At 37.1% G+C, this 12,133-nt stretch carries 9 protein-coding genes; 7 read left to right on the plus strand and 2 right to left on the minus strand.

All coding sequences use genetic code 11. The features are described from left to right. Nucleotides 1–33: 33 nt before the first annotated feature. A complete protein-coding gene (locus QWY87_RS08110) occupies nucleotides 34–990 on the plus strand; it encodes a C1 family peptidase (RefSeq protein ID WP_290290134.1) in 957 nt (318 codons plus the stop codon). Here the strand turns inward: QWY87_RS08110 and QWY87_RS08115 are convergent. Next, nucleotides 972–2,498: a GH3 auxin-responsive promoter family protein gene (locus tag QWY87_RS08115; RefSeq protein WP_290290136.1), complete on the minus strand. Its 1,527-nt coding sequence runs from the start codon at nucleotides 2,496–2,498 to the stop codon at nucleotides 972–974. The two genes, QWY87_RS08110 and QWY87_RS08115, sit on opposite strands and share 19 nt — an antisense overlap. A 91-nt stretch (nucleotides 2,499–2,589) precedes the next feature. On the opposite strand from QWY87_RS08115, the gene purE reads away from it, so the two are divergent. The 6 genes from purE (at nucleotide 2,590) to QWY87_RS08145 (ending at nucleotide 11,366) form a co-directional block, all read left to right on the plus strand. Next, complete coding sequence (gene purE, locus QWY87_RS08120; RefSeq protein WP_290290138.1) at nucleotides 2,590–3,075, plus strand: 5-(carboxyamino)imidazole ribonucleotide mutase; 486 nt, start codon at nucleotides 2,590–2,592, stop codon at nucleotides 3,073–3,075. 94 nt (nucleotides 3,076–3,169) lie between these two features. Beyond that, complete coding sequence (locus QWY87_RS08125) at nucleotides 3,170–5,200, plus strand: M3 family metallopeptidase (RefSeq protein ID WP_290290139.1); 2,031 nt, start codon at nucleotides 3,170–3,172, stop codon at nucleotides 5,198–5,200. 144 nt (nucleotides 5,201–5,344) lie between these two features. Continuing rightward, on the plus strand, nucleotides 5,345–6,748 hold the full coding sequence (gene lpdA, locus QWY87_RS08130; RefSeq protein WP_290290140.1) for a dihydrolipoyl dehydrogenase: 1,404 nt from the start codon (nucleotides 5,345–5,347) through the stop codon (nucleotides 6,746–6,748). Nucleotides 6,749–6,823: 75 nt separating this feature from the next. Then, nucleotides 6,824–9,193: a TonB-dependent receptor gene (locus tag QWY87_RS08135; RefSeq protein ID WP_290290141.1), complete on the plus strand. Its 2,370-nt coding sequence runs from the start codon at nucleotides 6,824–6,826 to the stop codon at nucleotides 9,191–9,193. 4 nt (nucleotides 9,194–9,197) lie between these two features. After that, nucleotides 9,198–10,040: a DUF4249 domain-containing protein gene (locus QWY87_RS08140; RefSeq protein ID WP_290290143.1), complete on the plus strand. Its 843-nt coding sequence runs from the start codon at nucleotides 9,198–9,200 to the stop codon at nucleotides 10,038–10,040. A gap of 21 nt (nucleotides 10,041–10,061) precedes the next feature. Continuing rightward, the gene (locus QWY87_RS08145) at nucleotides 10,062–11,366 is read left to right on the plus strand and encodes an anthranilate synthase component I family protein (protein ID WP_290290145.1); all 1,305 of its coding nucleotides are present in this window, start codon (nucleotides 10,062–10,064) and stop codon (nucleotides 11,364–11,366) included. Between the two features lie 2 nt (nucleotides 11,367–11,368). Here the strand turns inward: QWY87_RS08145 and QWY87_RS08150 are convergent, their stop codons facing one another. Then, complete coding sequence (locus QWY87_RS08150) at nucleotides 11,369–12,121, minus strand: class I SAM-dependent methyltransferase (RefSeq protein WP_290290147.1); 753 nt, start codon at nucleotides 12,119–12,121, stop codon at nucleotides 11,369–11,371. Between the last annotated feature and the right edge of the window lie 12 nt (nucleotides 12,122–12,133).

Raw genomic sequence — 12,133 nt, forward strand, 5'->3', positions numbered from 1 at the left:
GCTGCTCTAGGATTGAACTTATCAGTACTATTCATGAAAAAAATCATCCCCCTATTATTCTTAATCATTCTATTTTCTTGTGACAGTAGTTTTGACCTTGACACAGGTATCAGACAAGAATATACTAATGATGATGAAGGAGACCCGGTAATTGAAAACGTAGAGAATGTCGATATTCATCAATTAGGAGTTGGAGGCGGATCATGTTATGGTTATTCGGAACCTCAAAACGCTGAAATGGCAGAAATTGAAATAGATACAACCCTTATTTTACCGACCCAATATGACATCTCAGAATACTTACCCGAGGTGAGGTCACAAGGCAGACAAGGATCTTGTGTTGCCTGGGCAACAGGTTACTATTTAAAGAGCTATCAAGAAAATTATGAAAGTGTTCAAAATGGAATTTTCAATTCCAATTTTGAAATGAGCCCTGCGTATATCTACAACCAGATTAAAGTAACAGATTGTGCTGGTGGATCATTTGTACAGCAAGCATTAGACACTCTTGTAAGCCAAGGAATTGTGGGATGGAATATTATGGTCTATAATGATAATGAGTGTGAAACACAACCTAATAATCTTCAAAAGGTTTTAGCTGAGCCCAACAAAATTGAAAATTATTTTTATTTCGACGAAGAACTGGTTTTTGACTATACGAAAGCTTCCTTATTAAATGATCAGCCTGTCGTAATTGCAATAACTATTGACAGGAACTATTTTGGAGCCAGAGATGAGAATGGTGAATACATCTATAGAAAATTTAAAAGTTCTGATGGTGGACACGCTATGCTGGTGGTTGGATACGATGATGACAGGAATGCATTTAAAGTAGTGAATTCATGGGGTAAAAACTGGGGCAATGAAGGCTTTATATGGATTGATTACAAGGCATTTCAAGAGGCAGGAGATTTGACCGGTGAATTTCCGGTCTTATGTGAAGCATGGATTACAAATGATGTTATTATAACTCAACCAGCTTCACTGTGACGCAATTCTAACAGCTCTTCCAAATAAGATCTTTTATTACTTAATCTGGGCACTTTATGTTGACCTCCTAATTTATCATTCTTCTTTAACCATTGATAAAAAAGACCCTTAGGAGCCTGATGTATTATCGGCATGGCAATAGTCAAATTCAAATACCTTTTCGCCTCATAGTCAGAGTTTATTTCTTTTAAGGCCTCATCAAGGGTTTCAGCAAAATCTATAACATCGTCTGGAGCTTTTTTAAACTCAATTAACCATTCATGACCACCGCTATTTTCTGCTTCCATAAAAATGGGGGCAACCGTAAACTCTAAAACTGTGGCATTGTGCTTTGAGCAAGCAACCTCTAGGGCGTCTTCGGCGTTTTCGATGACTAATTCTTCTCCAAAAACATTTATAAAATGTTTGGTTCTTCCAGTAATCTTAATTCTATAGGGCTTAATATTGGTGAATTTAATAGTATCCCCAATCAAATACCTCCACAGCCCGGAATTCGTAGAAATAACCAAGGCATAATTCACTCCTTTTTTTACCTGCTCAAGCGGAATAGCTACTGACTCTTCTCCTTGGTATTGATCCATTGGAATAAACTCATAGAATATCCCGTAATCTAGCATCAACAGCAATTCATCGCTATTATTTCTGTCTTGTATTGCGAAAAATCCTTCTGATGCATTATAGGTTTCGTAATATCTAAAACTCTTTTTGGGAATTAATCTTTCGTATTGCTCTTTGTAAGGCTTAAAATTCACTCCACCATGAAAATACACTTCCAGATTTGGCCAAACCTGAAGGATATTATCTTTTCCTGTAACTTCCAAAACCCTGTTTAAAAGAACAAGCATCCATGATGGCACTCCTGTTAAACTCGTAATGTCTTCTTGGATTGTTTCAGCTATAATCGCGTCCATCTTGGTTTCCCATTCACTCATTAAAGCCGTCTTCGTACTCGGAGCACTGCTGAAATCTGCCCAGAAAGGCATATTTTCAATTATGATCGCTGATAAATCTCCAAAGAAAGTATCATTGTCTTCATAAATTGCCGAACTCCCCCCAAGTCTTAAGCCTTTTCCCTTAAAGATTTCAGTGTCTTCATTATTATTGATAAAGAGACATAACATATCTTTTCCTGCCTTCATATGACAATCATCGATAGCCTCATCACTTACAGGGATAAATTTGCTTTTTGCATTAGTAGTTCCACTGGATTTTGCAAACCATTGAATTTTTGAAGGCCAAAAAACATTCTGCTCTCCTCGCCTGTTTCTCTCAATTAATGGCTCAACACTTTCATACTGCTGTATAGGTACTTTTTCTGCAAAAGAGGCGTAATTTTTTATATCCTCGAAGCCGTATTTTTTTCCAACAGAGGTCTGTTTGGCTTCAGAAAGAAGTTCGTATAAAACTTCGTTTTGTACCTCTACAGGATGGTCCAAAAACATATCAACCTGATACTTTCGCTTCTTTAAAATCCAGGATAGAACTGTATTAAATAATGGAATTTGCATTGCTATGAAAACACTTTTTTATCTTACCTTTAGCCTTTAAAAATACAATTTTTATCAGTCGAATTCAACAAGTTTTATAAATAAACATATTATGGCCAAGGTTGGAATAATCATGGGTAGCGATTCAGATCTACCAATTATGCGAGAAGCAATCGAAATTCTAGAAAGTTTTGAGATAGAAACTGAGGTTGATATTGTTTCCGCGCATCGTACACCTGAAAAACTATACAGCTATGCAACTGAGGCACACAAAAGAGGTATTCACGTAATTATAGCTGGTGCCGGTGGCGCTGCTCATTTACCTGGAATGGTCGCTTCGATGAGCCCTTTGCCAGTCATTGGAGTTCCGGTAAAATCAAGAAATTCTATCGACGGATGGGATTCGGTTCTTTCTATTTTACAAATGCCTGGAGGTGTACCTGTAGCAACCGTTGCCTTAGACGGTGCAAAAAACGCAGGCATCCTTGCCGCACAGATAATAGGCACAGCAGATAAGACAATTCAGAATAAAATTATCTCGTATAAAGAAGGCCTAAAAGAGAAAGTAATTAAAGCTTCTGAAGGAATAAAGAAATAGATTTCTCTATCAATTCTACCCACTTATTTTTAGTGCTATTAACTGACAATCAAATTTTCAATGCCCTACAAAGGGTATCAAATAATTTATAATTATGAACAACCCACTACTGAAAAATTTCGATACGCCTTACGAATCAGCTCCTTTTTCAAAGATTAAAAACGAATATTTTGTACCTGCATTTGAAGCAGCCATCAAAGAAGCGAAACTTGAAATTGATCAGATTGTATCTAATGACGAAGAAGCCAGTTTTGAAAACACCTTGGTTCCTTTAGAATTTTCGGGCAACAAACTCAACAGAATTTCAAGTATATTTTTCAACCTTAATGCAGCAGAAACCAATGATGAAATACAGGGTATCGCCCAACAGGTTTCTCCTATGCTCAGCGAATTTTCCAATGACATTCGACTGAATGTATCCTTATTCAAAAAAATTGAAAAAGTTTATAAGAACAGAGATTCATTCAATCTCAATGCTGAAGAAAAAATGTTGCTTGAAAAGAATTATAAAGCCTTTATAAGAAATGGCTCAAATCTCAGTGAAGGGGATAAACAAATCTTGAGAGAAATCGACATGAGTAAATCCAAACTAGGATTGAAATTTGGTGAGAATGTTCTGGCTGAAACAAATGATTTTGAGTTGGTCTTAAATGATAAAGCCGACCTTGCAGGTTTACCCGATGGAGTTATAGAAGCGGCAAGAATGCTTGCAGATGAAAAAAAAATTGAGGGATGGGTTTTTACCTTAGATTATCCAAGCTATATCCCTTTTATGACCTATGCAGATAATAGGAAATTGAGGGAGCAATTAGCCAAGGTTTTTGGCTCTAGAGCTATGAAAAACAATGAGCATGACAACCAACAAAATGTTATTGACATTGTTAAAACAAGGCATCAAAGGGCAAATTTACTCGGTTATAAATCACATGCTCATTATGTATTGGAAGAACGAATGGCTGAAGAACCTGAAAAAGTAACAGAATTTCTTCATAAACTATTAGCTAAAGCCAAACCAGCAGCTATAAAACAATTTGAACTAATCAAAGAAATGGCCCAAAAAGACGGCATTGATACCGTTGAAAAATGGGACGGATCTTATTATGCCGAGAAACTAAAAAAAGCCTTATTTGCCTTAGATGATGAGCAATTAAAGCCTTATTTTAAATTGGAGAATGTCATACAAGGTGTTTTTGATATTTCAGGAAAATTGTATGACCTGCATTTTGAAGCCATAACTGATGTTGACACATATCACGAAGATGTGAAAACGTACAGGGTCACCGATTCAAATGGGGAGTATGTAGCGCTTTTTTACGCTGATTTCTTCCCTAGAAAAGGAAAAAGAAATGGGGCTTGGATGACGAGTTACAAAGCGCAATGGAAGGTAGAAGAACTCAATTCGCGACCTCATATTTCTATCGTTTGTAATTTCACTAAACCAACTACCTCGAAGCCTTCTTTGTTAACTTTTAACGAGGTCACTACCTTATTTCACGAATTCGGACATGCTTTACACGGGATGTTGGCTAATACTACTTTTCCCAACTTGTCTGGAACTAATGTTTACTGGGATTTCGTAGAGCTACCAAGTCAGATTTTAGAAAACTGGTGTTATGAAAAAGAGGCCTTAGAATTATTTGCCAAACACTATCAGACTGGTGAAGTGATTCCTATGGACCTGGTGCAAAAAATAAAAGATTCTTCAAACTTTTTGGAAGGCATTGCAACGCTAAGACAACTAAGTTTTGGGATGCTTGACATGGCTTACCATGCTCATGATCCAAGCGAGCTTAAAAATGTAAAAGAATTTGAAAAGGAAGCCTTTGCTGACACCCAATTATATCCGGATGTTGAAGAGAATTGCATGAGTACTGCCTTTTCGCATATTTTTCAAGGTGGCTATTCTGCTGGATATTATAGTTACAAATGGGCTGAAGTCTTGGATGCAGATGCTTTTGAAGCGTTTAAAGAGCGTAGTCTGTTTGACAAAGAAACCGCGACAAAATTCAAAAATAATATCCTAAGCAAGGGTGGAACTGAGAAACCAATGGCGCTTTATAAAAAATTCAGAGGCAAAGAACCTAGTGTCGATGCCTTATTGAAACGAGCCGGTTTACTCGAATAATAAAAACCTATTTAAAACATGCTTGTTTTGTAATATTTCAATTGCTCTCATGAGAACGACAAATCTCTTAAATCATTGGATCAATCCTTTCTTATATAGATTGAAATATCTTATTTTTGCATGCATTAAAATCGAAAACCGCTTATGAAATCATATGATGTTACCGTAATTGGATCTGGTCCTGGAGGATATGTTGCTGCAATTAGATGTGCGCAATTAGGTTTAAAAACTGCCTTAGTTGAAAAATATAACACCCTTGGAGGCACTTGCCTTAATGTTGGTTGTATTCCAAGTAAAGCGCTTCTTGATTCCTCTCATCATTATGAAGATGCCGTAAAGCATTTTGACACGCATGGAATAGAAATTCCGGGTGAAATCAAAGTGAATTTAGAGAAAATGATTGCTAGAAAGCAAGCGGTGGTTGACCAGACTACGGGTGGTATAGATTTCTTAATGAAGAAAAACAAAATTGATGTCTTTCACGGGCTTGGAAGTTTTAAAGATGCTACACATATTGTGATTAGTAAAGAAGACAAAAGCGCTGAAGAAATCGAATCAAAAAACACAATTATTGCTACAGGAAGTAAGCCTTCTAACCTTCCATTTATTGAGCTCGACAAAGAACGAATCATCACCTCGACTGAGGCTTTAAAATTGAAAGAAGTCCCTAAACATATGGTTGTAATCGGTGGCGGCGTAATTGGTCTTGAGCTTGGTCAGGTTTATAAAAGATTAGGGGCCGAAGTAACTGTAGTTGAATACATGGACCGTATCATTCCAACAATGGATGCTGGTCTTTCAAAAGAGCTAACCAAGGTCTTAAAAAAACAAAAATTTAAGATCAATGTTTCTCACAAAGTAAAAGCTGTTAGTAGAAAAGGTAATGAAGTAATCGTGCTGGCAGATGATAAAAAAGGAAACGAAGTTGAAATAAAGGGTGATTATTGCCTTGTTTCAGTAGGTAGAAGCGCTTATACAGATGGTCTTGGTCTTGATGCTGCGGGTATCGTGGCAAACAATAGAGGTCAGATTGAAGTGAATGATCACCTTCAAACAAATATTCCGAATATTTATGCCATTGGAGATGTTATCAGAGGGGCTATGCTTGCGCATAAAGCGGAAGAAGAAGGTACAATGGCTGCAGAAATTATAGCAGGCCAAAAACCACATATAGATTATAACCTAATTCCAGGTGTTGTTTATACCTGGCCTGAAGTGGCTTCGGTTGGCAAGACAGAAGCCCAACTTAAGGACGCTGGTATTGATTATAAAATGGGAAGTTTTCCAATGAGGGCTTTAGGAAGAGCAAGAGCCAGTATGGATATTGATGGTTTGGTGAAAGTATTAGCAGATGCTAAGACTGATGAAATTCTTGGTGTGCACATGATTGGAGCAAGAGCTGCTGACATGATTGCTGAAGCCGTGGTTGCCATGGAATTCAGAGCTTCAAGTGAAGATGTGGCCAGAATGTCTCATGCCCATCCAACTTTTACTGAGGCCATTAAGGAAGCTTGTCTGGCAGTTGACGGAAGGGCACTTCACAGTTAATTTTTTTTAGAAATATTGATCTGAGTTGTAATTATTTTATTGGTGTTAAAAAACACACCTACTACCCCCAAAAATATGAATAAATTACCTATCCTGTTTCTATTGTTTACGTCACTGATGTGGTCTCAGAACAATTTTTCTATCAGCGGTACTATAAAAGACCAAAGTAATGGCGAAACCCTATTTGGTGCAACTGTTTTTATTTTAGATTCCTCGATCGGCACAACAACCAACGAATATGGATTCTATTCCATAACGGCTCCAGAAGGAAATTACACTATTGTCGTTTCTTATATGGGTTTTGATGACGTCATAAAAGAGATCGAATTAAATAGTGATCAAAACCTCAACATTGAGGTCACAGAAAGCAGCACCCAACTAAACGAAATAGTTCTAAAAACGGAGGATTCTGAAGATATCAGCCTGCGAAAACCACAAATGAGTGTTTCAAAACTTAATGTTGCAACGATAAAACAAATGCCAGCAGTATTAGGAGAAGTAGACATTATTAAATCCATTCAATTATTACCTGGTGTTACCAATAATGGTGAAGGCTCAAGCGGTTTTAATGTAAGGGGTGGTTCAGTAGATCAAAACCTTGTTCTTCTGGATGAAACGATTATTTATAATACTTCTCATTTACTTGGTTTTTTCTCCATTTTCAATTCAGACGCCATAAAGGATATCAAATTATACAAAGGTAATATCCCGGCAAGATTTGGCGGGCGGGCCTCTTCAGTGCTTGACGTAAGGCAAAAAGATGGCAATAGTAAAAAATTCGTGATGACAGGTGGTATAGGAACGGTTTCAAGCAGGCTGGCTATTGAAGCACCAATTGTGAAGGATAGAAGTTCTTTTTTGATAGCAGGTCGTGGTTCATATGCACATTTGTTTCTGAAGTTCGATGAGGATTTAAAAGATAACAGCGCTTATTTTTATGATCTGAACCTGAAAACCAATTTTGAGATCAATGAAAATAACCAATTGTTTCTCTCAGGATACTTTGGTCGTGATGTGTTTAAATTCAATGAAAATTTCAATAGTTCTTATGGGAACTCTTCTGGAAACCTAAGATGGAACCATGTTTTTAATGACAAAATATTTTCTAATCTATCTGTTAACTACAGTAAATACGATTATCAATTAGAGATTAATGCTTTCGAATTTGACTGGATCTCACAAATTGACAACTATAATGTGAAGTATGCACTTAGTTACTATATCAATAATGATATTACACTTGATTTTGGTATCAATGGCATACATTATCTTTTTAACCCTGGTATCATAAGTCCAACTTCTGAAACCTCAGGGATAAATTATTTAAAACTAGATCAAAAAACCGCCATTGAAGGAGGGATATATGCAGGTGTTGAGCACAGAATTTCTCCTAAGCTATCACTGCAATACGGTTTAAGGTACAGTGACTTTGCCAGATTGGGTGGTCAGGCAATCGTCAATTATGAAAATGACCAACCTGTTGTTTACAATGAGGTATTAGGAATCTACGAGAGAGGAACTCCTGTAGGAGCAACTGATTATGAGAAAGGTGATGTGATCAATTCATTTGGAAACTTAGAACCTCGATTGGCATTCTCGTATCAGCTAAACGAATCATCTTCTGTCAAGGCAGGATATTCAAGAGTTGCCCAATACATCCACCTGATCTCTAATACAACCTCAGTGACCCCCTTAGACGTATGGGCGCCAAGCGGACCCTATATTGAACCTCAGCTGTCAAACCAATATGCTGTTGGCTACTTTAGAAAACTCAGAGACAACAACTACTCAATTGAGATAGAGGCTTATTACAAGGATATTGAAAATAGGATCGACTATATAGATGGTTCTGATCTCATAGGAAACAATACCATAGAAACTGAAATTCTAAATGGAGAATCTAAGGCTTATGGGCTTGAATTTTTACTGCGCAAGACGAAAGGTAGTTTTACCGGATGGCTGGCCTATACCTGGTCAAAATCTGAACAACGCACACCTGGAGGTAATGCTGGTGGTCCTGGGATTAATGATGGTAATTGGTATTATACCCCCTATGACAGAACTCATGATTTTTCATTTACAGGAACTTATAGGTTAAACAACAAATGGAGGTTTTCTGCGAATATCATTTACCAAACTGGAAGGCCCGTAACCTACCCTGACGGGCAATACGAATATGAAGGCTTATCGATAGCGAGTTATTCTGACAGAAATTCTGACAGGTTACCTGCCTATCATAGAATAGATGTATCGGCTATCCTCGTTCCTGGAAAACCAAATAAGAAATGGAAAGGAGAATGGGTATTCGGTATTTATAATATTTATAATCGCAGGAATGCGGCCTCTATTTCCTTTTCCCAAAATCGGGAAACGGGCTTAAATGAAGCAACAAGAACAGCCATTTTTGGTATTGTTCCATCTGTAACGTATAATTTTAAATTTTAGGCAAATGAAAAGTTATATTTTAAAACTAAGTTTTGCAATCAGCCTTCTTTTTATGTCTTGTACTGACGTAATCGATGTTGAAGTGCCCGAGGCTGCACCCAGACTTGTAGTAGAAGCATCTCTCGACTGGGAAAAAGGGACCCCAGGCAATTCACAAGTAATCAAGTTGAGTATGTCTACTCCTTATTTTGACAATTTACTTGAAACACCTGTATCTGGTGCAAGCGTGAAAGTAATTAATAACAACGACCAATCAGAAGTGGTATTCACTGATCTGAATAATGGCAATTATGCCACTGAGCTTTTTGTTCCTATTATGGGCCAATCCTATACACTCATGGTAATCTATGATGAGGAACTTTATCTCGCTTCAGAAACCATGACTCCCGTTACAGACATCACCGAAGTTTATCAATCAAGAGAAAATGGATTTGATAAAGAAGCTTTAGAAGTGAATATCGAATTTATAGATCCTGAGGGTATTGATAATTATTATTTATCAAAATTTCAACGGAGAGGAGATCCATTTCAAACACTGTTTGACGTAAAAGATGAATTCACAGATGGAAATAAAATGTCTATCTTCTACGAGAAATTAGAGGATGAAGATGCTGGAGAAATGGAATTTGTACCTGGAGATATTGTAGACATTTCTCTCCTAGGGCTTTCAGAACCATATTACAATTACATAAAATTGCTGATAGAACAATCACAAAGTGGTGGTCCGTTTAGCACGATTCCAGCTGAGATCAAAGGAAATTGCATAAACCAATCAAATCCTGAGAACTATGCATTCGGGTATTTCAGATTATCAGAAGTAGACAAAAAAGTCTATATTTTTCAATAAAATTAAAACTTTCATTTAACTGTGAACCGGATCTCAAAAACTGTACCGAATGGTCTATCCGAACTTTCAAAGGAACACGCGTTACAGTGGGCACAACAATTCGATGAATTAATCTTCCTGGAATCTAATAAAGACACCCAGGCTGAACAGGAAAAGTACGGTGAAATAGAAGCGATTCTGGCCATTGGAGCTCATGACATTCTTTCTACAGATTCAAAAGGTGCTTTTGACAAGCTCAAGCATTTTAAACAAAAGCATAAAGATTTTCTTTTTGGCTACCTCAGTTATGATCTTAAAAACGACACAGAAGAACTAAGCTCAACCAACCCTGATCATTTGGATTTCCCTGAAATGTGTTTTTTTCAACCAAAAAAGGTGCTTCTTTGGAAAAATGGTGCGGTTGAATTTTTATATTTAGAAGCGTATCAGGATGAGCTAGAAAAAGATATACATGAAATCAGCCAAGCAAATATTGCATTGGATGCCCCTTCAAAAAATTGCCAAATTTCATCAAGACTCTCTAAGAAAGACTATTTTGACAAAGTCACTAATGTCTTAAAACACATTCATAGAGGAGACATCTACGAGGTTAATTATTGTCAGGAATTTTATGCTGAATCTTGTGAAATCAACACTATTGATGTCTATCAAAAACTAAATCGAATTTCTCAGGCACCATTTGCCAGCTATGTCAAACTCAGCGATAAGTTCTTGCTGTGCGCCTCTCCCGAAAGATTTGTTAAAAAACAAAATAACAAGATCATTGTGCAACCAATAAAAGGCACAGCGCGACGATTAAGCGATAAAACAGCAGACAAACAACTTGCTCAATCGTTGGTAAATGACCCCAAAGAAAGAGCTGAAAATATCATGATCGTTGATTTGATAAGAAACGATCTTTCTAAGAACGCAGTAAAGGGGAGTGTGCATGTTGAAGAATTATGTAAAGTATATTCCTTTAAGCAAGTTCATCAACTCATTTCTACTGTTGTTTGCACCGTAGACAAGGATGATAATGACGTTGACATTATCAAGAATTTATTTCCTATGGGCAGTATGACGGGTGCGCCTAAAATTTCTGCTATGGAAATTATTGAAGAAGAAGAACTTACAAAAAGAGGTCTTTATTCAGGGGCCGTTGGCTATTTTAGTCCGGAGGGTAATTTTGATTTTAATGTAGTAATCAGAAGCATACTTTACAATGCTTCAAAAAAGTATGCCTCCTTCTCAGTTGGCAGCGCCATTACTTCTCTATCAGTTATAGAAAATGAATATGAGGAATGCCTTTTAAAGGCAAAAGCCTTGAAAGAGGCCTTGACAGGTTGACCCTATTTTTTGATAGCCATAATTCTTATTCTGCGATAATCTGCATACCATTGCCCATCTTTATAACATGTTGACCTGACCTTGTCTTGCACTTCAGTTAAGATAGCAGCCTTATCTTTTGTGTCGATTCCATGGAAAAAATGAGTTCCAAACATTTCAATCCAATCTTTTATCCCTTCATTTTTACTCTCTAAAAGCGTGGGCCTGTCGTAAAGTTGCGCGAGGTTCACTTCAAAACCAGCATCTTCCAAAAGAGAAGTGTATTCACTTATTCTCGGGAAATACCATCTTTCTAAAACGGCATTTTTAATAAATCCATGATTTTTCAAACTCACTTTTAAGGCATCAACAATAGTGGCAACATTTCCATACCCTCCGAATTCAACTACCAGCCTTCCTCCTGGCTTCAAGTGATTGAACATATTAGCCGTTGCCGCCTTTTGGTCTTTTACCCAGTGCAAAACAGCATTTGAAAAAATAGCGTCAAAGGGCTGATCGAACGAAAATGAATCGGCATTCATCTGATAAAAATCTATTCCAGGAAACAATTCCCGAGAGGCTTTGATCATTTCTTCAGAACTGTCGATTCCAATTACCGATGCCGACTCCGAAATCTTAGAAGTCAACTGCCCTGACCCGCAACCTAAATCAAGGATTAGTTCTCCTGATTTGGGATTGAGTAAATCAATCAGCTGGGAACCATACTGATGGACAAAACCGTGTTTTTCATTATAAAGGTCTACGTTCCATTTCATTTTTAACTTCTC

Origin of the sequence: Lutimonas halocynthiae (assembly GCF_030409835.1) — a bacterium.
Taxonomy (GTDB): Bacteria; Bacteroidota; Bacteroidia; order Flavobacteriales; family Flavobacteriaceae; genus Lutimonas; species Lutimonas halocynthiae.